Origin of the sequence: Cryobacterium sp. TMT2-15-1, assembly GCF_004402345.1 — a bacterium.
Taxonomy (GTDB): Bacteria; Actinomycetota; Actinomycetes; order Actinomycetales; family Microbacteriaceae; genus Cryobacterium; species Cryobacterium sandaracinum.
Genome location: NZ_SOGD01000053.1, coordinates 1 through 23,521, shown reverse-complemented (window position 1 = coordinate 23,521; position 23,521 = coordinate 1). Strand labels below are relative to the sequence as shown.

At 69.3% G+C, this 23,521-nt stretch carries 21 protein-coding genes; 4 read left to right on the top strand and 17 right to left on the bottom strand.

The annotated features are described in order from the left end of the window. Positions 1 to 29 precede the first annotated feature (29 nt). From E3O62_RS14420 to hemE, 12 genes are all read right to left on the bottom strand, one after another. On the bottom strand, positions 30 to 380 hold the full coding sequence (locus E3O62_RS14420) for a hypothetical protein (RefSeq protein ID WP_134398956.1): 351 nt from the start codon (positions 378 to 380) through the stop codon (positions 30 to 32). Positions 381 to 468: 88 nt separating this feature from the next. Further along, complete coding sequence (hemL, locus tag E3O62_RS14415; RefSeq protein WP_134398964.1) at positions 469 to 1,797, bottom strand: glutamate-1-semialdehyde 2,1-aminomutase; 1,329 nt, start codon at positions 1,795 to 1,797, stop codon at positions 469 to 471. Continuing rightward, positions 1,797 to 2,783, bottom strand: coding sequence for a porphobilinogen synthase (gene hemB, locus E3O62_RS14410; protein WP_369828346.1), 987 nt, complete (start codon positions 2,781 to 2,783; stop codon positions 1,797 to 1,799). Before hemB ends, hemL begins: the two co-directional genes overlap by 1 nt. A 43-nt stretch (positions 2,784 to 2,826) precedes the next feature. Continuing rightward, on the bottom strand, positions 2,827 to 3,618 hold the full coding sequence (locus tag E3O62_RS14405; protein WP_134394455.1) for a uroporphyrinogen-III synthase: 792 nt from the start codon (positions 3,616 to 3,618) through the stop codon (positions 2,827 to 2,829). Further along, a complete protein-coding gene (gene hemC, locus E3O62_RS14400) occupies positions 3,618 to 4,571 on the bottom strand; it encodes a hydroxymethylbilane synthase (RefSeq protein WP_134398955.1) in 954 nt (317 codons plus the stop codon). Before hemC ends, E3O62_RS14405 begins: the two co-directional genes overlap by 1 nt. Beyond that, entirely contained in the window at positions 4,568 to 5,662 is a 1,095-nt protein-coding gene (locus E3O62_RS14395; RefSeq protein ID WP_104169349.1) for a ferrochelatase, read from the bottom strand. Before E3O62_RS14395 ends, hemC begins: the two co-directional genes overlap by 4 nt. After that, positions 5,662 to 6,426, bottom strand: a complete 765-nt coding sequence (hemQ, locus tag E3O62_RS14390) for a hydrogen peroxide-dependent heme synthase (protein WP_134398954.1) — start codon at positions 6,424 to 6,426, stop codon at positions 5,662 to 5,664. The genes E3O62_RS14395 and hemQ overlap by 1 nt, the downstream gene beginning before the upstream one ends. Positions 6,427 to 6,495: 69 nt before the next feature. Then, positions 6,496 to 6,819 carry a DUF3618 domain-containing protein gene (locus E3O62_RS14385; RefSeq protein ID WP_134398953.1) on the bottom strand — a complete coding sequence of 108 codons (324 nt, stop codon included), beginning with the start codon at positions 6,817 to 6,819 and terminating at the stop codon, positions 6,496 to 6,498. After that, complete coding sequence (locus E3O62_RS14380; protein WP_166786503.1) at positions 6,809 to 7,225, bottom strand: phage holin family protein; 417 nt, start codon at positions 7,223 to 7,225, stop codon at positions 6,809 to 6,811. Before E3O62_RS14380 ends, E3O62_RS14385 begins: the two co-directional genes overlap by 11 nt. Positions 7,226 to 7,256: 31 nt before the next feature. After that, positions 7,257 to 7,565, bottom strand: a complete 309-nt coding sequence (locus E3O62_RS16680; RefSeq protein ID WP_166786502.1) for a hypothetical protein — start codon at positions 7,563 to 7,565, stop codon at positions 7,257 to 7,259. 88 nt (positions 7,566 to 7,653) lie between these two features. Continuing rightward, positions 7,654 to 9,135, bottom strand: coding sequence for a protoporphyrinogen oxidase (gene hemG, locus E3O62_RS14375; RefSeq protein ID WP_134398951.1), 1,482 nt, complete (start codon positions 9,133 to 9,135; stop codon positions 7,654 to 7,656). Positions 9,136 to 9,163: 28 nt separating this feature from the next. Next, positions 9,164 to 10,354 carry a uroporphyrinogen decarboxylase gene (gene hemE, locus E3O62_RS14370; protein ID WP_134398950.1) on the bottom strand — a complete coding sequence of 397 codons (1,191 nt, stop codon included), beginning with the start codon at positions 10,352 to 10,354 and terminating at the stop codon, positions 9,164 to 9,166. A 71-nt stretch (positions 10,355 to 10,425) separates the two neighbouring features. Between hemE and E3O62_RS14365 the strand changes: the two genes are divergently transcribed. Together E3O62_RS14365 and E3O62_RS14360 are read left to right on the top strand one after the other, a co-directional pair. Continuing rightward, positions 10,426 to 11,790, top strand: a complete 1,365-nt coding sequence (locus E3O62_RS14365; RefSeq protein WP_134398949.1) for a glutamyl-tRNA reductase — start codon at positions 10,426 to 10,428, stop codon at positions 11,788 to 11,790. Between the two features lie 58 nt (positions 11,791 to 11,848). Next, positions 11,849 to 12,913, top strand: a complete 1,065-nt coding sequence (locus E3O62_RS14360; protein WP_134398948.1) for an alcohol dehydrogenase catalytic domain-containing protein — start codon at positions 11,849 to 11,851, stop codon at positions 12,911 to 12,913. Between the two features lie 212 nt (positions 12,914 to 13,125). On the opposite strand, the gene E3O62_RS14355 is transcribed toward E3O62_RS14360, so the two are convergent. Continuing rightward, positions 13,126 to 14,511: a glycine--tRNA ligase gene (locus tag E3O62_RS14355; RefSeq protein WP_134394440.1), complete on the bottom strand. Its 1,386-nt coding sequence runs from the start codon at positions 14,509 to 14,511 to the stop codon at positions 13,126 to 13,128. A 164-nt stretch (positions 14,512 to 14,675) separates the two neighbouring features. Here E3O62_RS14355 and E3O62_RS14350 point away from each other — a divergent pair, with 164 nt between their 5' ends. Together E3O62_RS14350 and E3O62_RS14345 are read left to right on the top strand one after the other, a co-directional pair. Next, positions 14,676 to 16,970 (top strand): carbon starvation CstA family protein, encoded by a 2,295-nt coding sequence (locus E3O62_RS14350; protein WP_134398947.1) that lies wholly within the window; start codon positions 14,676 to 14,678, stop codon positions 16,968 to 16,970. Next, positions 16,967 to 17,200, top strand: a complete 234-nt coding sequence (locus E3O62_RS14345) for a YbdD/YjiX family protein (RefSeq protein ID WP_134394442.1) — start codon at positions 16,967 to 16,969, stop codon at positions 17,198 to 17,200. Before E3O62_RS14350 ends, E3O62_RS14345 begins: the two co-directional genes overlap by 4 nt. A gap of 90 nt (positions 17,201 to 17,290) precedes the next feature. On the opposite strand, the gene E3O62_RS14340 is transcribed toward E3O62_RS14345, so the two are convergent. The 4 genes from E3O62_RS14340 to E3O62_RS14325 all read right to left on the bottom strand — a co-directional run bounded on the left by E3O62_RS14340 (position 17,291) and on the right by E3O62_RS14325 (position 22,973). Then, positions 17,291 to 18,199, bottom strand: a complete 909-nt coding sequence (locus E3O62_RS14340; RefSeq protein WP_134394443.1) for a serine hydrolase — start codon at positions 18,197 to 18,199, stop codon at positions 17,291 to 17,293. Positions 18,200 to 18,268: 69 nt separating this feature from the next. After that, positions 18,269 to 20,233 (bottom strand): M13 family metallopeptidase, encoded by a 1,965-nt coding sequence (locus E3O62_RS14335; RefSeq protein WP_134398946.1) that lies wholly within the window; start codon positions 20,231 to 20,233, stop codon positions 18,269 to 18,271. Positions 20,234 to 20,299: 66 nt separating this feature from the next. Then, a complete protein-coding gene (locus E3O62_RS14330; protein WP_134398945.1) occupies positions 20,300 to 21,940 on the bottom strand; it encodes an ABC transporter permease in 1,641 nt (546 codons plus the stop codon). Positions 21,941 to 21,971: 31 nt separating this feature from the next. Next, positions 21,972 to 22,973, bottom strand: a complete 1,002-nt coding sequence (locus E3O62_RS14325) for an ABC transporter ATP-binding protein (protein ID WP_134398944.1) — start codon at positions 22,971 to 22,973, stop codon at positions 21,972 to 21,974. Positions 22,974 to 23,521 lie beyond the last annotated feature (548 nt).

Sequence of the window (23,521 nt, the reverse complement as noted above, 5' to 3'; positions counted from 1 at the left end):
ACAGCGGACATGCTCGACCAGCGGGACGGTCAACCGCTGAGCTTGAGCGACGCGATCAGGTCCGGGGCGTGGTTGGTGGTCAGGATCACCCGGGAGAACTCATCGTCGATGAGGTCGATCACGACCGCCTGGCGCTTGCGCTTGATCGCCAGGAAGTCCTTGCCGCCGCGGAACTTCCAGGTGCCCACCGCGACCACCTGCGGCAGGCCCACCCCGGGAGAACGGATCCCGCGGATCCAGATCCACGGGTCATCCGTGATCGTCACCGAACGGATGTTCCCGCGCGGTACGACGATGTCCTCGCGCCGCAGGGCGAGGGTCTTCTCCGCTTTCGTGAGGTGGATCTCAAGCCGGTCAGAGTGAACGCGGAGGGAAGCCATGCGTCTAGTCTGCCTGTTCCGAGGCAAAATCCACCTGTCGGAACCTCACAAAGGAATAACTCCCGGGTGTACGGGTCACACCTACGGGTCACACCTGCGGGGTCGCGGCGGCCGCGGCCTTCGCTGCGGCAGGGAGGGCATCGAGGATCCAGCCGACCGCGCTCTCGTCGTGGGCGTTGGAGACGAACCAGGCCTCGAACACGGACGGCGGCAGCGAAACTCCCTGATCCAGCATGGAGTGGAAGAACGGACCGTAGCGGAACGTCTCCTGGCGCTGCACCTGCGCGTAATCCCGAGGCGCGCTGGCCGCTGCTTCCGCACCGAATACGAAGCTGAACAGGTTACCGGCCCGCTGCACGCTGTGCGCGACGCTCTCGGCCGAGAAGGCGGCGGAGACGGCCTCGGAGAGCAGCAGCGCGGTCGCGTCGATGCGCTCGTAGACGCTCTCGTCCAGGGCCCGCAGGGTGGCGATGCCGGCGGCGACCGCCACCGGGTTCCCGGAGAGCGTGCCGGCCTGGTAGACCGGGCCGTTCGGAGCCAGGAAGTCCATCACGTCGGCGCGACCGCCGAGGGCCGCCACCGGCAGGCCTCCGCCGATGACCTTGCCGTAGGTGAACAGGTCCGGCGTGTAGTCCGCCTGCCCCTGGCCCATGGTGTCCAGTCCCCAGTAGCCGGCCGGATGCACGCGGAAGCCGGTGAGGACCTCGTCGATGATCAGGAGCGCGCCATGCTCGTGCGCGAGGGCGGTGAGCGCGGCGTTGAAGCCGGCGTCGGGAGCCACGACACCCATGTTCGCCGCCGCCGCCTCGGTGATCACGGCGGCGATCCGGCCCGGGTGCGCCTCGAAGGCGACTCGTACGGCATCCAGGTCGTTGTACGGCAGCACGAGGGTCTGCGCGGCCGTCGCCGCCGTGACCCCGGCCGAGCCGGGCAGGGCCAGCGTGGCCAGGCCGGACCCTGCCTGAGCCAGCAGTCCGTCCGAGTGACCGTGGTAGTGCCCGGCGAACTTGATCAGCAGGTCACGACCGGTGAAACCGCGAGCCAGACGGATGGCCGTCATGGTGGCCTCGGTGCCGGTCGAGACCAGGCGCAGCTTCTCGACCGCGCCGACGCGTTCCTCGATCAGTTCGGCCAGGATGGTCTCGCCGGGCGTGGAGGCACCGAAGGACAGGCCGAGCGCGGCGGCATCCTGCACGGCCTGCACGACCTCCGGGTGGGCATGGCCGAGGATGGCCGGGCCCCAGGAGCTGACCAGGTCGACGTATTCGCGCCCGTCCGAGTCGGTGACGTAGGCGCCCTTCGCTTTCACCAGGAACAGCGGGGTACCCCCGACCGACCGGAAGGCCCGAACGGGTGAGTTCACTCCGCCGGGGATGGCGCGCTGCGCGCGGGCGAAGAGATCGTCGTTGCGGGACATCATCGGGCCTGTCTTTCGTTGAACCAGGTGGCCAGTTCGACCGCCCAGTAGGTGAGCACGGCGTCCGCTCCGGCGCGACGGATGCTGAGCACGGACTCCTCGACGGCCCGGCGGCGGTCGATCCAGCCGTGGGCGGCGGCGGCCTCAATCATCGCGTATTCACCGGACACCTGGTAGGCCCAGACCGGAACGTCACTGACGGCGGCGACCTCGGCGAGCACGTCGAGATAGCTGCCGGCGGGCTTCACCATCACGATGTCGGCGCCCTCCTGGATGTCGAGCCGGGCCTCACGCACGCCCTCCCGGCGGTTCGCCGGGTCGAGCTGGTAGCTGCGCCGGTCACCGTCGAGGGTTGACTCCACCGCGTCGCGGAAGGGACCGTAGAAGGCCGAGGCGTACTTGGCCGAGTAGGCGAGCACGGCCGTATCGACGTAACCGTTCTGGTCGAGCGCCTGGCGCACGGCGGCAACCTGGCCGTCCATCATTCCGCTCAGGCCGAGCAGCTGCGAGCCGGAGGCCGCCTGCACGAGCGCCATGTCGCAGTAGCGCTCGAGGGTGGAATCGTTGTCGACGCTGCCGTCTGCGCCGACCAATCCGCAGTGGCCGTGGTCGGTGAACTCGTCGAGGCAGAGGTCGGTCTGCACGACGAGGGCGTCGCCGACCTCGTCGGCCAGCGCGCGGGTGGCGGCGTTGAGGATGCCGTCGGGATCGGTCGCCCCGGAGCCGACGGCGTCGCGCACGGTCGGCACCCCGAAGAGCATGACGCCGCCGATGCCCGCTTCCGCGGCCTCGGTCACCGCCCGCCGGGCGCTGTCAATGGTGTGCTGAACCACCCCGGGCATCGACTGGATCGGCATCGGGTCGCCGCTGCCCTCCCGCACGAACATCGGAAGAACCAATTCGGAGGGGTGCAGACGGATTTCGCTGGCCAGGCGACGGAGCGCGGGAGTGGTGCGCAACCGTCGCGGGCGGATGACGGGGTTTATCACCCGTCAACCCTACGTCGCCGGGCCGGGCGTGCGCGAACCGTCAGCGGGACTGGGCGACGTGCACCAGGGCCTGGATCAGAGACTCGGCGCTGGGCGAGTCGGCCACGACGTCGACGCGCAGGCCGATGGCCGCCGCATCCCGCGCCGTCCGCGGCCCGATGCAGGCCACCACGGTCGATTCGGGGATCGGCCCGAGTTGATCCTGCACCTGCTGCGCCACGCTTCCGGAGGTGACGAGCAGGGCCTGGACGGTGCCGGCCGCGACGTCCGCGACGACGCGCTGGTCGACCGGGACGCCGATGGTACGGTATGCGACGACCGATTCGACGTCGTGGCCGATCCGGCGCAGCCCCTCGGTCAGCAGTGGCTTGGCGATTTCCGAGCGGAGGGTGAGGATGCGCAGCGGCACCTGGCCCGAGGTGGCCGTTTCCCACTCCTCGAGGAGTCCCCGGGCCGAGTTGTCTTCGGAGGGGACGATGTCGACCCGGTAACCGGCCGCGATCAGGGCCGCGGCCGTCGTCTCGCCGACCGCCGCGATGCGCGTGGACGCCGCCACGACGGCACGGTGCGACGACAGAACGTCGACGGTCGTGGCGCTGGTCACGGTCATCCAGTCGAAGTCGCCCGCCGCGAGGCGTGCCAGGGCGGCCTCGAGCGCGGGGGCGTCGTCGGTCGGGGCGAAGTTGATCATGGGGGCCACGATCGGCTGGGCGCCCTTGGAGCGCAGGTCGGCGGCGACGTGGTCGCCCCACGGGCCGCCGCGCGGCACGAGAACCCGCCAGCCGGTGAGCGGCTTGGCGAGGCTGGTTTTTGTCTTGTAGCGCGAGTTCATCACGAAGTCACCTTCATCGGGGCGAAGTCGGCAGCGCCGCCGGCGAGCAGGTCACACGAAACACGGTTGGACACGTCTTGCGCGGCCTCGGTCAGGTGCGCAAGGGAGTGGGAGTCGGGGGTCGCGGCATGGGAGCTCACGACGCTTCGGGAGCCGTCCGGGCTGTACACCGTGGCGGTGAGGAACAGGAGTCCATCGTCGATCGCGGCCATGGCGCCGATGGGCGCGGCGCAGCCGGCTTCGAGCCGCTCCAGCACCAGACGCTCGGCCATGACGGTGGTCTGGCTGGTCGAGTGGTTGATCGCAGTGAGGGCCGTGGCGAGAGTACGGTCGAGCTTCCCGTCGCGCACCTCGAGCGCGAGCGCTCCCTGGCCGGGTGCGGTCGGCCAATCCGACAGTTCCAGGTATTCGCCGTCCACGGACTCGAGCAGCGCGAGCCGGCTGAGGCCCGCGGCGGCGAGCACGACGGCGTCGAGGTCGCCCACGGCCACACGGTTCAGACGGGTCTCCACGTTGCCACGGATGTCCACGACGTCCAGATCCGGGCGCAGCGATCGCAGCTGAGCGGCCCGGCGCGGTGACCCTGTGCCGACTCGCGCGCCCTCGGGCAGGGTGGTCAGGTTCAGCCCATCGCGGGCGCACAGCACGTCGCGCGCATCCGCACGCTTCGGGGTGGCGCCGATCCGGAGACCCGGGTAGGCGGCCGTCGGCAGGTCCTTGAAGGAGTGCACGACGACGTCGCATTCTTCGGCCAGGAGCGACTCCCGCAGGGCGCTGGCGAAGACGCCCGTGCCGCCCAGGCTCGACAGAGACTCACGGGAGGTGTCGCCGTGCGTCGTGACCGTGACGATTTCGACCTCGGAGCCGGACGCGGTCGCGATGCGGTTCGCAATCGCAGTGGTCTGCGCCAGGGCGAGCGCGCTGCCACGGGTTCCGACGCGGATCAGGCTCACGGAGCCATCCCGGCGACGGCCGGCTTGAAGCCCAGGCGCACGTTCTCGCAGCAACCGGGGCGGCAGACGTCGTACCAGGGTCCGAGGTCGGTCTCGTGCGGACGAGCGTCGGCGGGCGTGTCGTTCATACGCTCCTCAACCAGGTCGATGAGCCCGCTCACGAAGGCCGGGTCGACGCCGGGCGTCGGCACGCGCACGGACACCAGGCCGAGGTCCCCGGCGGTCTCGGTGGCCTCGTTGTCGAGGTCCCACATGACCTCCATGTGGTCACTGACGAAGCCGAGCGGCACGATGACGATGGCACGGATGCCCCGCTCCGGCAGCAACGCGATGGCGTCGTTGATGTCGGGCTCGAGCCACGGCATGGTGGGCGGCCCGCTGCGGGACTGGAAGACCAGCTGCCACGGGGTGTCCACCCCGACCATGACCTTCTGGGCGACGGCGAGGTGCTGCGCCGCATAGGCGCCACCCTCGCCGAAGCCGCGCTCGGCCGGGCCGCTCTTGTTGGCGTCGGTCATCGGGATCGAGTGGGTCGAGAACAGGATTTCGACCTCGGTGGCCAGGTCGATTCCGGGGACCTGGGCCGCGACATCCGCGAGCCCCTTCTGGAGGGCGGTCACGAACGGGGTGACGAATCCGGGGTGGTCGAAGAACTGGCGCACCTTGTCGATGTGCACCACGCCCTCCAGCCCGGTCGCGGTCAGCGCGGCCGCGAAGTCCTCGCGGTACTGGCGGCAGCCGGAGTAAGAGCTGTAGGCGCTGGTGGCGATGGCCAGGAGCCGGGTCTGGCCGTTGTCGTTGGCCTCGCTGATGGTGTCGCGCAGGTAGGGTGCCCAGTTGCGGTTGCCCCAGAGCACGGGCAGGTCGATGCCGCGACGTTCCAGTTCGGCCTGGAGCGCGGCGCGCAGCACACGGTTCTGGTCGTTGATCGGGCTGACCCCGCCGAAGTGGCGGTAGTGCTTGGCGACCTCTTCGAGGCGCTCCTCGGGGATGCCGCGCCCGCCGGTGACGTTGCGCAGGAACGGGATCACATCGTCCTGACCCTCGGGGCCGCCGAAGCCGGCGAGCAGGATGGCATCGTAGGTAGTCATTACTGCAGAACCTCCACCAGTTCGGCCGTCGAGATGCGGCGGCCGGTGTAGAACGGGACCTCTTCGCGCACGTGGCGGCGCGCCTCGGTGTTGCGCAGTTCGCGCATCAGGTCGACTAGCTCGGTGAGCTCGTCGCTTTCGATCGGCAGCAGCCACTCGTAGTCGCCGAGGGCGAACGAGGAGACGGTGTTGGCGATGGCTCCGCGGAAGGCCGCGCCCTTGCGTCCGTGGTCGGCGAGCATGGCACTGCGCTCGGCCTCCGGCAGCAGGTACCACTCGTAGCTGCGCACGAACGGGTAGAGGGTCAGCCAGCCCTTCGGCTCCACTCCGCGCAGGAACCCAGGCACATGGCTCTTGTTGAACTCGGCGTCGCGGTGCACGCCCATGGCGTTCCAGGTCGGCAGGAGGCTCTTGAGGAGGCGGCTACGACGCAGCTGGCGGTGGGCCCACTGCAGGGTCTCGGCGTCCGGTGCGTGGGTCCAGATCATCACGTCGGCGTCGGCGCGGAGCCCGGAGACGTCGTAGAAGCCGCGGACGGTGACGCCCTCGGCCTCAACCAGACCGATGACGTCGTCGAGCTCCAGTACGGCTCGGGGCACATCGTGGCCGTCGAGGTCGTCCGGGTTGCTCGGATCCTTGCGCAGCACAGCGAAGAGCGTGAAACCCTGCGGCGACGCGCCTGGCGCGTCAGTCGTTCCGTGGGTCTCGGCAGAGGTGGTGGAGTGAGGTGGGTTTACTGCCTCTCCGGCAGCCGGGTGAGTCATAACTACTAGTCTCTACTCCTTTGCCGCGAGAGCCAAAACTGCGCGGTCGGGTACCGGCTTCCGTTGGCCTCAGCGGCGCTGCACGCCCCTGACACCGAGCCAGACGGCGCCCACCGCGACCGTGGCCGCGCCCAAGACGATGCCGGCCAGTGCGAGGGGATTCTTTTCGCCGAGTTCCCGCAGGCGCACGTTGACCAGGCGCGAGCGCACGCGCAACTGCCTCGGCACGTTGAGCCGGTACTCGATCGCGTCGAGCGTTTGCGCGAGTTCGACGCGGGCACGGGCGACCTCGGCGCGCAACTCGGTCTTGGTGCGCGGACCGGCCTCAACCGTGACAGCTTCGACGCTCCCGCGGACGGCCTCATGTGTCGTCGTGTTCACTTCAGTGCTCATATTTGCCAATTCCCTTGAGGGCGTCGACGTCGCGACGGATGCTCTCCGTCACGCCGTCCGGATCCGATGACGTTCCCGCCTGCAGCCGGTTTCTGCCGATCAGCCCCAACAGGAGCGCGAGCAGCAACAGGGCGACCGCCACGATCAGGGTCGCGAGCCAGAGCGGCAGGACGAGGGCGAGCGCGATGACCGCGAGGGCGACCAGCACCAGGGCCGCGAAGAACGCGAACAGGGCCGCCCCGACGAAGAGCCCGATGCCCAGCCCGATGTTTTTGGCCTTACCGGCGAACTCCGCCTTGGCCGCGTCGAGTTCGGCCTTGACCAGGGCGATGATCTGACCGGGCAACTCACCGAGAAGGTCGAACGTCGATTTCCGGCTCTTCGGGTTGAATTCGCTGTTTCTCACAGTTTCCCCTTCGTTCGGAGTGTCGCGGTGATTATTTCGTGGTGGTGTCGCCGGCGGCCGTCGTCGGTGTCGGCACGGTGTAACTGGTTCCGGACGTCTTGGACGTCTTGGACTGCATGACCGAGGCGATCTTCTTGCCGGTCTCGAGGAGTGCCGACGGCACATCCCCGACCCGCTCGAGCGCGAAGTCGCGCGCCTCGTTCACCCGGCGCTGAACGGGCGGCGCGTTCCACAGGTTGTCTGCCGCGGCCACGATCTGGTCGTAGCGCTTGCGCCCGGCGCGCGCGCCGAGGACGTATCCGACGAGTCCACCCGTGATGAACAGAAGCTTTCCCCGCATTGTGACTCCATTCATCAAGGTGCACGTGTCCCTCAGAGTATCCCCCATTAGGGATAGCAGCAGGTCGGCGCGGCCGGTGACCCGGTGATCAGATGCCGAGGGCCGCGTGCCGGGTGCGGGAGGCCGCGGCGACGGCATCCGGGATCACCGAGGCCAGGCCGGTGCCGGCGAGCCACGCACCCGTGAGTTCGAGCCCCGGGGTGGCGGCCACGACCTCGCGCACCTGGTCGACTCGCTCGGGCGCGCCGACGGTCGCGGGCGAGAGGGCATCGCCCCAGACCGTGCGCGCGAAACCGCGCACGGCGGTCGCGTCGAGGTCGACGCCCAGGATCGTGCGGGCGTCCGCCAGGGACAGCGCGAGGAGCTCGTCATCGCGGAGAACGGCGGTGGGGCTGTCCTGGCCGGCGCGACCGTAGGACAGACGGATGACGTGTCGGCCCGGTCCGGCGGCCTCGGCCAACCACTCCCACTTCGCGGTCACGTGGGTGAGCGCCTTGGCGGTGACCCCGGGGGTCGCGGCCGCGACCAGCACGCCGGTGCCGCGCGGGTGCACGTCGAGCTCCGGGGCGTCGATGACGATCGTGGCCAGCTCGATCGCCGTCGGCTGCGGCCAGTCGAGTTCGGCGAGCGCCGCATGGGCCGGGCTCAGGCCGGCCAGTAGGCCGAGCGCCTGCGCGCCTGGAGTCGCGATGATCACGAAGCGGGCGTCCAGGGTGGTCTCCGCCGCCGCGGCTGCCGGCGCGTCTGCGTCCGCCGCCGTGTCCGGTGCCACGCAGGTGGCCGTCCAGGTGGGCGCGTCCTCGGTGCCGGAGCGCTGCAGGGCGGTGACCGGGGCATCCGTCACGATCTCGGCGCCGAAGTGCACGAGGTCGGCCACCAGAGCGGTCACGAGCCGGAACATGCCGCCGCGGAGCCCGGACACGTTCGAGCCGGCCGGGGCGCCGGAGCGCAAAGACAGCACGGCCCCGGAGAGCGAACCCGTCACCGTGAGGGCGGAGTTGAGGCCCGGGGCCACGACGTTGATCTCGAGATCGTCGGCAGCGGACGAGTACACCCCGGCGGTCACGGGTTCGACGAGCCGTTCGAGCACGCGGCGCCCCATCCGCTTGCGCACGAGTTCACCCAGGCTGTGTTCCCGGCCGATCGTCAACACCGGCATCAGCCGGTCCGCGTAGGCGCGCCAGGCGCCACTCCAGCCGATCACGCGGCGCACGTCGTCGGCGAGCGGAGAACCGGGGATGCCGAGCACGCCGGCCTTAGGCAGCGGAACGCTGACCGAACCATTCGGCACGCGGTCGTCGGGCAGGTGCAGCCAGGCGCCGGCGGGGTTCGGCGCGACAACCTCGTCGGACAGGCCGAGGTCGGCGATGAACTCGGCCACCACGTCCCGCCGCACGGCGAAGCTCTCGGCACCGCTGTCGAGGGTGAGGCCGGCCACCTGGTGGCTGCCGAGTGCTCCGCCCGGCACACCGGTGGCTTCGAGCACGGTCACGCTGAGTCCGACCCGGGCGCAGGCTCGGGCGGCGATCAGGCCCGCCACCCCTCCACCGATGACGATGACGTCTTTCATTCGCGCCCCCTGAGCCTGCGTGCGATTGTCAGGACGCGGACGGCGCGGCGGCCGGGGCTTCCGGGCCGGCGCCGGCTGGGTTGGCGGAGACCGCGGTGACCTCGTGCACGAAGGCCACCAGGCGAGTCAGCACGTTCGGGTCGGTCATCGGCGGAACGCCGTGTCCCAGGTTCAGCACGTGGGACGGTGCCGTGCGCCCACGCTCGAGCACGTCAAGGACATGCGCTTCGAGCACCGGCCACGGTGCCGCGAGGAGCGCCGGATCGACGTTGCCCTGCACCGGGACCAGTCCGCCGAGGCGACGGTTGGCTTCATCGAGCGGCACCCGGTAGTCGACTCCGACGACGTCGGCGCCCACCCCGTGCATCTCCCGAAGCAGCTCGCCCGTGCCCACTCCGAAGTGCACGACGGGCACGTTGCGGCGCACGGACGCGACGCCGTCGGCATCCGTGCCCGCGGCGCCCTCGTCATAGGTGAGGTCGCGCACGTGGGCGATCGCCGCGGTGGAGGCAGGAGCGACGAAGCGCGTGTAGTCGGCCAGCGAGAGCGCGCCGGCCCAGGAGTCGAATAGCTGGGCGGCGCTGGCGCCGGCCAAAACCTGCGCGCGCAGGAATCGTCCGGTGACCTCGGCCGTCCACTCCATCAGGGTGGCCCAGGCGTCGGGGTCCGCATGCATGAGCGTGCGGGCGTTGATGTGGTCCTTCGACGGGCCGCCCTCCACGAGATAGGCCGCCAGCGTGAACGGGGCCCCGGCGAATCCGATCAGCGGCGTCGAGCCGAGCTCGGCGACGGTGCGCGCGACCGCCGCGGTGATCGGGGCGAGGTTCCCCTCAAGCACGGCCGGGTCGAGAGCGGTGAGCTCCGCGACATCCTTCGCCGTGCGCACGGCCGTGCCGAGGACGGGGCCGGTGCCTGCGACGATCTCGACGTCGACGCCCACGAGCTTGAGTGGGATGACGATGTCGCTGAAGAGGATGCCGGCGTCGACGTTGTGGCGGCGCACCGGCTGCAGCGTGATTTCGCTCGCCATCTCCGGGTCGAGGCAGGCGTCGAGCATGCGCGTACCGACCCGCAGCGAGCGGTATTCGGGCAGCGAACGGCCGGCCTGGCGCATGAACCAGACGGGGGTGACGTCTGGCCTGGTGCCCTGGTAGGCGCGGATGAGGCGTGAATCGGCTGTGAGTCCGGTTGCGAGTGGGTGTTGCGCGTCGAGGTTCATTATCTTGATTCTGTCAAACTTCCGACACTCGGGCGATTCGGACCCTCAGCCACAGGTCGTAGACTCATCAAGTGTTGATCTGCCTGTCCGCCAGCCATAAGAACTCCAGCTTTGACGTGCTGGAGAAATTGTCTGTCGGTGCGAACGACACGGCGGGTGGCATTCTCGAGCGGCATCCGGCCCTGGTCGGTGCCGTGGTCGTGGCCACCTGCAACCGGTTCGAGGCCTACCTCGACCTCGACGAACCGTTGGGCTCCTCCCCCATTTCGGCCGTGCACGCCGCCATCGACGGCGTCAGTGCGAGCACCGGCGTGGCCGTCGACGTTCTGCGGAACACCCTGGACCTGGTGCACGGCAGCGGCGTCGCCGAACACCTCTTCGCCGTGACGAGCGGCCTCGAATCGGTGGTCGTCGGCGAGGGCGAAATCGCCGGCCAGGTTCGCCGCTCCCTCGAGCAGGCCCGGCTCTTCCGCACCACCAGCCCCGAACTCGAACGCCTCTTCCAGCGTGCGTCGCAGACCTCGCGGGGCGTCAAGAACCGCACCGGCATCGGAGCCGCGGGGCGTTCACTCGTGCGCCTGGCCCTCGAACTGGCCGAAAGCCGCGTCACGGACTGGGCCCAGACCCGCGTGCTCCTGGTCGGCACCGGCCGCTACGCGGGGGCCTCCCTCGCCGCGCTGCGGGACCTCGGCGCCGAGGACGTGCGGGTGTACTCCCCTTCGGGCCGCGCTCAGAAGTTCGCCACCTCGCATCAGATCACCGCCGTCGCCGAGTCGGCGTTCGCCATCGAAGCCGCCGAGGCCGACCTGATCCTCACCTGCACGACCGCCGACACCCACGTGATCGACGCGGCCCTGCTCCACTCGGGCCGCGCACTCTCCCTGCAGCTCCCGGCCGCCGAAGCGCGCACACTCCCCTCCTGCCCGATGACGGATGCCCCGACCGAGATTCCGCGCCGGCTCATCATCGACCTGGGTCTGCCGCGCAACGTCGACCCGGACGTCACCGACCTGGCCGGCGTCGAGCTGCTCGACCTCGAGACCATCCGCATCCACGCGCCGCTCGAGGAGCTCAACGCCACCAGCGACGCCCGACTGCTCGTGGGTCGCGCCGCCCGCAAGTTCTCCGCGGTCGCCGAGGAGCAGAGCCTCGCCCCGGCCGTCGTGGCCCTCCGCAGCTATGTCTTCGACCTGCTCGACGGTGAGATCGACCGGGCGCGCAACCGCGGCGACAACAGCGAGCAGACCGAGGCGGCCCTGCGCCACTTGGCCGGCGTGCTTCTGCACACCCCGATGGTGCGATCCCGCGAGCTGGCCCGAGCGGGCGAGCAGGCCGCATTCCTGACCGGACTCGATGCCCTGTTCGGCATCCAGGTTGAGCTGCCCGCCGCCGGGACCGCGGCCACGGCCGCCGATATCGGCCCCGCGGCATCCTGACGGTGGGCGGCCTGGCCCTGCACGGTGCGAGCGTGCACGGCACGGCCGGGATCTGCGGGTGAGAGCCGTCTGGTTCGACGCGTTCGGTGCCGTACCCGAGTTGAGGGAGGTTCCAGACCCGGTGCCGTCCGCGTCCGGGGTCGTCGTGCGAGTGGAGGCCACCGGCCTCTGTCGCAGCGACTGGCACGGCTGGCTCGGGCACGACGCCGGCATCGCCCTGCCGCACGTTCCGGGCCACGAGCTCGTCGGTGTGATCGACGCCGTGGGGCCCGAGGTGCGCCGCTTCGCCGTGGGCCAGCGCGTCACCGTGCCGTTCGTCTGCGCCTGCGGCGACTGCCCGGAGTGCCGGGGCGGCAACGGCCAGGTCTGCCGCAATCAGACCCAGCCCGGCTTCACCCACTGGGGCTCCTATGCGGAGCGGGTGGCCCTGCACAACGCCGACGTCAATCTGATCGCGATTCCCGTGGGACTGGATGCCGGCGCCGCCGCACTGCTCGGCTGCCGCTTCGCCACCTCCTATCGCGGCCTCGTGCATCAGGCCCGGTTGCAAGCGGGCGAGACCCTCGTCGTGGTCGGCTGCGGCGGCGTCGGTCTCTCCGCGGTCATGATCGGCGCGGCGCTCGGTGCGACCGTGATCGCCGTGGACATCAGTGCCGCGGCCCGTGAGACGGCCGCGCGAGTGGGCGCGACCTTCACGGTGGACTCCGCCGGGCTCTCGAACGATGAGGTGGTGGCGCGGATCCGCTCGGTGACGGGAAGGGGCGCGGATGCGGGTGCGGGCGCGCAGGTCAGCGTCGAGGCGCTCGGCCGGGAGAGCACGGTGGGCATCGCCATCCGTTCTCTGGCAACCCGGGGGCGTCACGTCCAGATCGGATTGCTGGCGGAAGACCCACGGCTTCCGCTCGGCGACGTCATCGCCCGGGAACTGACCGTGATGGGCAGCCACGGGATGCCCGCGGGGGACTATCCGGCCCTGCTGGCCCTGGTCACCTCCGGCCGGCTGCGCCCGCAGGACCTGATCGGCCGCCGTCTCAGTCTGGCCGAGGCGCCCGCCGCCCTCGCCGCCATGAGCGACCCGGCCGCGCCGGGCGGCGTCACCCTGATCGAGCTCGCCCGCCCCTGAACTCGTGCGGCGGCTGCGGCAGCGGCGGCTCGCCAGGTATCCGTCTCCCTCCCCCTGTGGGGCCAACTCAGGAAAACCGGTGTGTCCGGGCGCCGCGGTGCCGCCGTTCCGGGACCGCCGAGGCTCGCCCGCGAGACTTCTCCTGAGTTAGCACCCCACCGGCACCGGCACCCCACCGGCCCCAGCCCGCAGCGCGCGGCCGGCAGACTCGGCTACGCGCCGCGGAGCCGCTCGGCCAGGTAGGCGTCGAGCCTGTCGAGCGGCACGCGCTCCTGCGCCATGGTGTCGCGGTCACGCACGGTGACGGCCTGGTCCTCGAGCGAATCGAAGTCGACCGTGACGCAGTACGGGGTGCCGATCTCGTCCTGGCGGCGGTAGCGGCGGCCGATGGCGCCGGCGTCGTCGAAGTCCACGTTCCAGGACTCGCGCAGCCGCGCGGCGAGGGACTTGGCCATCGGCGAGAGCGCCTCGTTGCGGGACAACGGCAGCACGGCGACCTTGATCGGCGCCAGGCGCGGGTCGAGTTTCAGCACGGTGCGCTTGTCGACGCCGCCTTTCGCGTTGGGCACTTCCTCCTCGTGGTACGCGTCGACCAGGAACGCCATCAGCGAGCGGGTCAGTCCGGCCGCCGGCTCGATCACGTAGGGAACCCAGCGCTCGTTTTTCGTCTGGTCGAAGTAGGACAGATCCTTGCCGGATGCCTCCGCGTGCGTCCTGAGGTCGAAGTCGGTTCGGTTGGCAACACCCTCGAGCTCGCCGAATTCGCTGCCGCTGAAACCGAAGCGGTACTCGATGTCCACGGTGCGCTTGGAATAGTGCGAGAGCTTCTCGGCCGGGTGCTCGAACAGGCGCAGGTTGTCGACGTTGATGCCGAGGCCGGTGTACCACGTCAGGCGCTGGTCGATCCAGTACTGGTGCCACGTCTCATCCGTGCCCGGCTCGACGAAGAATTCCATCTCCATCTGCTCGAACTCGCGGGTACGGAAGATGAAATTTCCCGGGGTTATCTCGTTGCGGAAGCTCTTGCCGATCTGGCCGATTCCGAACGGCGGCTTCATGCGCGCAGCCTGCAGCACGTTGGCGAAGTTCACGAAGATGCCTTGCGCGGTCTCGGGGCGCAGGTAGTGCATGCCGGCCTCGTCGTCGACCGGGCCGAGGTAGGTCTTGAGCAGGCCGGAGAAAGCGCGCGGTTCGGTCCAGATATGCCGGTTGCCGCAGTTCGGGCAGGGGATGCCGTCGATGCCGCCCTCGGGCGGACGGCCCTTCTTCTCCTCGAATTCTTCCTCGAGGTGGTCTGCGCGGAATCGCTTGTGGCAGCTCGTGCACTCGACCAGCGGGTCGCTGAAGACTTCGACGTGACCGGATGCCTCCCACACCTTGCGGGGAAGGATCACCGAGGAGTCGAGGCCCACCACGTCGTCGCGGCTGGTGACCATGAAGCGCCACCACTGCTTCTTGATGTTCTCCTTGAGCTCCACGCCCAGCGGCCCGTAGTCCCAGGCGGACCGGGACCCACCGTAGATTTCACCGGCCTGGAACACGAACCCGCGGTGGCGGGCAAGGGCGATGACGGAATCGAGGCGGGAGAGGGCGGCCACGGGGCTCCAATGGTCGAGAGGGCGGGGGATCTGGAAAGCACACAGGACAGGCAGAAGCCGCCCGGCGCTCCGTCCATTTTAGGCGTCCGTCCGGAAGGTGCCGCCAAGCTGTTAGCCTTGCTAAGGATTTCCGCAGTCCTTGCGGGTACCTCAAAGGAGAGATCATGGGCACCAAGCCCCGCACGCCACACGAATCAGCCAAGCGGGGTGAGGAGCTGGACCGGGATCCCCTCCTGTTGCCCGTTGCTCTCGACCAGATCACCCACGACGCCGAGGAAGCGCACTGGACCCCCCTGAAGGTCGGGATCTGGGGCGGCATCTCGCTGCTCGGCGGGCTGAGCTGGGTGATGCTCGCCGTTGTTCGCGGCGAGACCGTCAACGCCATCTGGTTCGTCTTCGCCGCCGTCTGCACGTATCTGATCGGTTACCGTTTCTACTCCAACTACATCCAGAAGCACCTGCTGCACCCCGATGACCGGCGCGCGACGCCGGCCGAGTACAAGGCCGATGGCAAAGACTTCGCGGCCACGGACCGCCGGGTTCTCTTCGGTCACCACTTCGCCGCTATCGCCGGCGCCGGACCGCTCGTCGGCCCCGTGCTGGCCGCCCAGATGGGCTACCTGCCCGGCACGATCTGGATCATCGTCGGTGTCGTGCTTGCCGGCGCGGTGCAGGACTACATGGTGCTGTTCTTCTCAATGCGCCGCGGCGGACGCTCCCTGGGTCAGATGGCCAGGGACGAACTCGGCAAGGTGGGCGGCACGGCCGCCCTCGTCGCGACTCTGGCGATCATGGTCATCATCGTGGCCATCCTCGCCCTCGTCGTCGTCAACGCCCTCGCGGACAGCCCCTGGGGCGTCTTCTCGGTCTCGATGACCATTCCGATCGCCCTGTTCATGGGCGTCTACCTGCGCTTCTTCCGCCCGGGCCAGGTCACCGAGGTCTCGATCATCGGCTTCATCCTGCTGCTGGCCGCCATCATCGGTGGTGGCATGATCGCGGACACCGAGTGGGGCTCGACCTTCTTCGCCATTGAACCGCTGCCCCTCGCGATCGGCATCATCGTCTATGGCTTCGTGGCTGCCATCCTTCCGGTCTGGCTGCTGCTGGCCCCCCGGGACTACCTGTCCACCTTCATGAAAATCGGCACGATCGGGATGCTGGCAATCGCCATCATCATCGTCCGCCCCGAGATCTCGGCCCCGGCCGCCAGCGAGTTCGTGAACGGCGGCGGCCCCGTGGTGAGCGGCTCGCTCTTCCCGTTCCTCTTCGTCACCATCGCCTGCGGCGCCCTGTCCGGCTTCCACGCCCTGATCGCCTCCGGAACGACGCCGAAGCTGATCGAGAAGGAACGCCAGACCCGGTTCATCGGTTACGGCGGAATGCTGATGGAATCATTCGTCGCCATCATGGCGCTCGTCGCCGCGCTGTCGATCGACCGCGGCATCTACTTCGCCATGAACTCCTCGCCGGCCCTGACCGGCGGCACCGTTGAGGGTGCTGTCACATTCGTGAACAGCCTCGGCCTGACCGGCGTCAACCTAACCCCCGAGATGCTCACCGAGACCGCGAAGAACGTGGGCGAGGAGACCATCGTGTCCCGCACCGGCGGCGCCCCGACCCTGTCGGTCGGCCTCGCCAACATCATGCACCAGCTTGTGGGCGGCTCGGGGATGATGGCGTTCTGGTACCACTTCGCCATCATGTTCGAGGCGCTGTTCATCCTGACCGCCGTCGATGCCGGAACCCGCGTGGCCCGGTTCATGCTGCAGGACAGCCTCGGCAACTTCTTCCCGAAGTTCAAGAACACGTCCTGGCGCCTGGGCGCCTGGGTCACGACCGGGATCATGGTCGCCGCCTGGGGTGCCGTGCTCGTGATGGGCGTCACCGACCCGCTCGGTGGCATCAACACCCTGTTCCCGCTGTTCGGAATCGCGAACCAGCTGCTGGCGGCCATCGCCCTGGCCGTCTGCCTGGCGATCGTGGCCAAGCGAGGGCTGTTCACGTACCTCTGGGTTGTGGCGCTGCCGCTGACCTTCGCCGCCGTCGTGACCATCTACGCGTCGTTCCTGAAGATCTTCTCGACCGTTCCCGGCGTGGGCTATTTCGCCCAGAATCGAGCGTTTTCCAACGCTCTGGATGAGGGACTCACCAGCTTCGGCACGGCGAAGACCGTCGAGGCGATGGAGGCGGTCGTGCGCAACACGATGGTGCAGGGCATCCTTTCGATCCTGTTCGTCGTGCTGGCCATCATCGTGATGGTGACCGCCGTGCAAGCCACCTGGAGGTCCTACAAGACCCGCAGCTTCGGCACCAACGAGGATGACGCGGTGGCGTCGCAGATGTTCGCCCCGTCCGGCTTCGTGGCCACTCCGGAAGAGAAGAAGCTGGCCGCACGTTGGGACGCCCAGATCGCCCAGGCCAAGCTGGTCAAGGCAGGGAGGACGACCCGCCGATGAATCTGCTCGCCAGTGTTCGCCGCGGCGCGAAGAGCTTCGCCTGGTTCATGAGGGGGGTCATGGGTGAAGACGCCTACGACAAGTACAAGGCCCACCATGAGGCCCACGACGAATCGATTCATGACCCGGATGCCGCCGCCTGCTCCGGACCAGTGATGATGACGGAGCGCGAATTCTGGCGCGACCAGACCGACCGCCAGGACATCAACCCCCAGGGTCGGTGCTGCTGAGCGGTTGCGCCACCATCACCCAGGGCTGCCCCCGCGAAGGATTGCGTCGCGAGGGCAGCCCCGTTTTCCTGTTTTCGCCGGCGACGCCGGTCAGTGCACGTATTCCAGCAGGTCGAGGCCGACCGCGCGCATCCCGTCGAGCACCGCGAGCCGGGACGAGAGGCGGGTGTCCGCGAAGGACATCGAGACCATGTAGGTCACCCCGGCGCGCGGGCCGCGCAGAATGCCGATCTCACTGCGCACGCCGGCATCCGTTCCGGTCTTGTTGACCAGCAGGAGGCCGTGATCGCCGGACCGATGCGCGAGCGGGTCGAGCCCGAACGCGCTGGCGACCATGGACAGGTCGGCGCCGAGCGACAGCCAGCCGAGCACGCGCTCGCTCGCCTCCGCATCGACGACCTCCCCCCGGGCCAGCGCCGTGAACAGCCAGGTGAGCTCCTTGGCGCTGCCGACCGAGAGCTGCGGCGCGTCATCGGGCCCGCGCCGGTCGCGCACAAGGTCGAGCAGGGCGGTGCGGCTGAGTCCGAGCTGCTCGGCGCGGGACCGCACCGCGTCCAGGCCGACTGCGCGGAGCAGCACATTGGTGGCCAGGTTGTCGTTGGTGGCACCGATCAGCGCAGCGAGGTCGGCGATCGGCAGCGAGGGAGCCTGCAGGTGCTGCCAGAGGCCGGATCCGGCGACCGAATCGGACACGGTGCGATCGAGGATCGTGTACGCGCCGAAGTCGGCGTCGCGGAGCCGGGCGGCGACCTCGGTCAGCAGAAGCACCATGCCGATGCCGGCGGTGGGCATGACCACGTGGTCGTCCACGGAGAACAGCACCCGGCCGGTGACCAGATCGGTGGCGCGGGCCGAAACCTGCACCCCGTCGACCGCGAGGTCACCGAGCGCCTGGAACCCGCGGCCGAAGTTCGCCGTGGCGTCCACGCCGCCGTGCCTGCCGCGGCGCGCCGATGAGTGGCGAGACCGGCGCTCTGAGTCCTGGGATGGCATGGCCACAGTGGGCAGGTCCTTACGTAGATTCGGGCTGCTCGACCCCCGTGACACGGACTGACGGTCGCGCTGAGGTCACCAGATCGTAACGCGCTTCTCCGGGTCCAGCCAGAGAGCATCGTCCGGGGTGACGCCGAACGCCGTATAGAACTCGTCGATGTTGCGCACGATCTGGTTGCAGCGAAATTCGTTGGGCGAGTGCGGGTCGATCGAGAGCAGGCGGACGGCCTCCTCGTCACGCATCTTGAGCTGCCAGGCCTGTGCCCAGGAGAGGAAGAAACGCTGGGTGCCGGTGAGTCCGTCGATCACGGGTGGTTCCTGGCCGTCCAGCGAGATCAGGTAGGCCTTCCAAGCGATGGAGAGCCCGCCGAGGTCGCCGATATTCTCGCCGATGGTGAGTGCGCCGTTCACGTGGTGGTCGGGAACCTGGTGCGGGGCGAGCCCGTTGAACTGCTCGATCAGGGAGCTGGTGCGCTCGTCGAAGGCCGTGCGGTCTTCTTCGGTCCACCAGTCGGTGAGCAGCCCGGTGCCGTCGTATTTCGAGCCCTGGTCGTCGAAGCCGTGGCCGATCTCGTGGCCGATAACGGCGCCGATCGCGCCGTAGTTGGCGGCGGAATCGCGGGCATCGTCGAAGAACGGCGGCTGCAGGATGGCGGCCGGGAAGACGATCTCGTTGAAGCCCGGGTTGTAGTACGCGTTGATCGTCTGCGGAGTCATGAACCACTCGTCGCGGTCGAGGGGGTTGCCGATCTTGCCCAATTCCCGCTGGAACTCGAACTCGCTTGTGGCGCGAACGTTCTTGATCAGGTCGGCCGGGTCGATCGAAAGGGCCGAATAGTCACGCCACTTGACCGGGTAGCCGATCTTGGGGGTGAACTTCTCGAGCTTGTCGAGCGCACGGGCGCGCGTCTCCGCGGTCATCCAGTCGAGTTCGGTGATGCTCCGGCGGTAGGCCTCGACCAGGTTGGCCACGAGTATGTCCATGCTCGCCTTCGCGCTGGGCTTGAAGTGCCGCTCGACGTAGATGCGCCCGACGGCCTCGCCGAGCGCCCCCTCGACGAGCGAGACGCCACGCTTCCAGCGCTCGCGCAGTTGGGGCGTGCCAGTCAGGGTGCGACCGTAGAAGTCAAAGCTGGACTCGACGAAATCGCTCGACAGGAACGCGGCGCTGGAACGGATGATCTGCCACCGCAGCCAGTCCTTCCAACCGTCGAGCTGGTCCTCGGTGAGCATCTCCGCCAGACCGGTCACGAAGCTGGGCTGGCGCACGACAACCTCGTCGAGAGCACCGGCCGGGCCGTCGAGCCCGTCAAGCCAGAGGTGCAGGTCGGCGCCGGCGGCCAGCGCGGTGACCTGACCCCAGGTCTTGAGGTTGTAGGTCTTCTCGCTGTCGCGCGAGCGCACCTTGTCCCAGTGGTGGGTGGCGAGCTCGGTTTCGAGAAGGAACACGCGCTCGGCGCGACCGGCGGCGTCCGCGGTACCGACGAGGCCGAACATCCGGGTCAGGAACGCCTGGTAGGCCTCCCGGATCGCGGCAAACTTCTCGTCGCGGTAGTAGGACTCGTCGGGGAGGCCGAGCCCGCCCTGCTCGACGAAGACGAGGTAGCGCTCGGGGTCCCCCGGATCGTTGTCGACGAAGAGACCGAAGGCGCCGGACACGCCCGCGCGCTCGAGACGGCCGAGGGTGCCGAGCAGCTCGGGGATGGAGGTGACGGCGTCGACGGTGGCGAGATCGGCCGCGAGCGGGGTCGCTCCGAGCTCTTCGACGCGGTCCTCGTCCAGGAAGCTGGCATAGAGATCACCGAATTTGCGCTCCTCGGTGCCGGGGGCGGCGGTCTGGGCTTCGAGGATGATCTCCCGGACGGCCTTCTCCGATTCCTCGGCGAGCAGGTAGAACGAGCCCCAGCGGGCCTTATCGGCCGGGATCTCACTGCGGGCGATCCACTTGCCGTTCACATGGCGGAAGAGGTCGTCCTGCGGACGCACCTCGAGGTCAAGTTCGTCGCGGTCGATTCCGGATGCGGTCCCCTGGTCAGTCATGCCTCCACCCTATTCGCACTTGCCGGTGATCGAGCCTGTCGAGACCCGGTCGAGGCCCGCTCGAAACTAGAGCGCAAGATCGCGGCGACGGATGCCCACGCCGGCCAGCACCGCGCCGGCCAGGGCGAGGCCCAGCATCCACCAGGCGCCGCTCCAGTCGACGTCGGCGGCGCCGATCGTCGGCGTGTGGGTGAACGGAGACAGGTTGAGCAGCCAGTCGGGCAGGCCGAACAGCTCGCCAAACTCGCCGATGAACGCCGCGCCCAACAGCACACCCCAGCTCAGGCCACTGCTGAGCCGCGGCACGAAGGCGAAGAGCAACGCGGCGATCGTCAGGACGAGCAGCGCGGCCGGCGCCTGGGCCACCCCGGAGGCCACGGCGCTGGCCACCCGGTCGGCCGTGTCGGTGGTGCCGGCGGCACCTGCCTCGGGCGACGAGGCGAGCCCGGCCGCGGCGCCCCCGGCGGCCACGAGCAGCACCAGCGCGATGGCGACGGTGCCCACGAGGAGGTAGTCGACGAACCAACGGCCGCGGCGAAGCGGCAGGGCGAGCAAAAGCTCGGCGGAACCGTTGACCTCCTCCTGGCGCATGCGGATCATCGCCTGGGTTGCCGCCGCAGCAGCGATCACGCCCACCAGACCGAAGATGGTGTCCGTGAACAGGTCGATGATCGACGCCCGGCCGCCCGCCATCCGGGCCAGCGTATCGCCGATCTGCGAGCTCGACTCGACCAGTTCGACCACGGTTTCGCCCAGGGTTCCGGCGAGGACGCCGAGAACCAGGCCGGCAAGGGCCCAGCCGATCGTCGGCGCCCGCTGCAACCGCCAGGCCAGGCCGAGCGAACCGCCGAGTGTGCCCGATGCGTGCTGGGGGCCGGGCCGCTCTCCGATCAGGCTCGAGCCGAGGTCGCGCCGATGCTGCAGCAGCACAACCATCGCCACGAGCACGGCCGCGAGGGCCAGATCGAGCAGGAGCGGAGCCGGCCGATTCGTGCTGAACGCCTCCGTCTGCTGACCCCAGCCGATGGGTGACAGCCAGCTCGGCCAGGCACTGGTCATACTCAGCCCGTCGGCGGATGCGGTGCCGCCGGCGTCGCCGAAGGCCCGCAGGGTGTAAGCGAGACCGATGAGCGCCGCCCCCAGGCCGTTCGCGCCACGGGAGGTACGCATCACCTGGCCGGCCAGAAGCCCGACCCCGAGGAAGGTGATCCCGGTGGCGGCGACCGCGGCTCCGGTGGTGATCGCACCGGCGGCATCCAGCCCGGAGGTAAGCAGACCCAGCGTGACGGCCACCCCCGCGGCCAGGGCCGCGGCGATGCCGTGCAGCGCCGTCGCCAGCAGCGGGACCAGTCGGCCGGCGGGCGTCGCGGCGATCAACTCGGAGCGGCCCGACTCCTCCTCGGCGCGGGTGTGGCGTACGGCAAGGAACGTGCTCATGAAGGCCACGAGCGTGGCGAGGAAGGCGAAGATGAGGAAGAAGGTGACCGCGTCGGTATCCGCTCCCTGCGGCTCTCCGCGGAAGATGAGGATGGTCGGTGAGCCAACCGCGATCCGCATCAGCGCCTGGCGGTCGAGGCTCGTTCCGAAGCTCGAGTCGACCGCGACGACGACGAAGGCGGCGAGCCCGAAGAACACGGCGATCCAGATCGGCAGCTGCACCCGGTCGCGACGGATGCGCAGTCCCAGCAGTGGCCAGAGGGTGTTCACGCGGCCCTCGTCGGGACAGTCAGGACGAGGCTCACCGTCGTGGTCCGGTCGACGGCTCCGACGCCGGGGCATCCTCGCGGTAATGGCGCAGGAACAGGGTCTCCAGGGACGGCGGAGCGATGGTCAGACCCTGCACACGCAGCCCGGCCAGAACGGGCAGAACCTCGGGCAGCGCGTCGCTGTCAGCCGTGAAGCTCACCCGGTCGATGCCGGCCCGCTCGGTGCCGATCTGCGGTTCGGCGGCGTGCCGGGCGCCGTTTCCGACGACGAGGTCGTGGGCGGCCGGGATGCGCGCGGCCAACCCGGCCAGGTCGGCCTCGGTCAGGCCGGTGGTCGCGAAGGCGACCTCGGTGCGGGTGAGGTGGCGGAGCTGGGCCAGCGTTCCGGTCTCGACGGTGCGGCCGGCCCGGATGATGCTCACCCGGTCGCAGAGGTGTTCCACCTCGGAGAGAATATGGCTCGAGAGCAGAACGCCGGCGCCATCCGCCGTCGCGGCCTGCAGCTCCCGGCGGAAGACGGCTTCCATCAGCGGGTCGAGGCCCGAGGTCGGCTCGTCGAGGATGAACAGGTCGGCCGGGGCTGCCAGGGCTGCGATCAGCGCGACCTTCTGCCGGTTGCCCTTCGAGTAGGTGCGGCCCTTCTTGGTCGGGTCGAGCTGGAAGGCGTCGACGAGGTGCGCCCGGCGCGCACGATAGGCCGCGGCGTCCGCCGTTCCACCACGCATCCGGCAGAGCAGGTCGATCGCCTCACCGCCGGACAGGTTGGGCCACAGGCTGACGTCGCCGGGGACGTAGGCGATGCGGCGGTGGAGGGCGACGGCATCCGTCCACGGATTCCGGCCGAAGACCGTGGCGGCTCCTCCGCTCGGGCGGTAGAGGCCCAGAAGCACGCGGATGGTGGTGGACTTGCCGGCCCCGTTCGGGCCGAGGAAGCCGTGCACCTCGCCGGGGGCGACCGTGAGGTCGAGTCCGTCGAGGGCCCGAACCCGGCCGAATCGCTTCTCCAGTCCTCGGGTCTCAATGACGCTGCTCATGCTGCCCAAGTTACGCCCCTCCGTCGCCCGTCAGTGGAGCGGCCCGCTCCAAAGGTTCCCACCCCGGCGGTCGAGCCCGTCGATACCAGAGGCCGAACTCCCGCCTCAGATCCGCTTGCTCGGCAGTGCGATCAGTGTCTGCTTCGGGTCGTTNGTTTCCGGTGCGGGTGATCTTCCAGTGCTGGTTGTGTAGCAGCAGGTGGTGCGGGTGGCAGAGCAGTACTCCGTTGGCGAGGTTGGTGTTCCCGGTGTCCTTCAGCCACTCGTTGATGTGGTGGGCCTCGGACCAGGCCGGTGACCGGTCGCAGCCGCCCCAGAGGCATCCGCCGTCACGTACCCCCATTGCGGTCCGCTGTGCCTCGGTGAAGAGTCGTTCGTCGCGGCCGACGTCGATGATCTGGGCTTCCGCGTCGAACTTGATGCCGCGGGTGCCGGTGTCGCAGAGCAGCCGGTCGATGGTTTCCTGCGAGATCGGCACCGGGTTGCCCTCGATCTGCCCGTGAGCGGCGGGTTCGGTCGTTCCCGTCTCTTCGCCCGGGACCGACGTG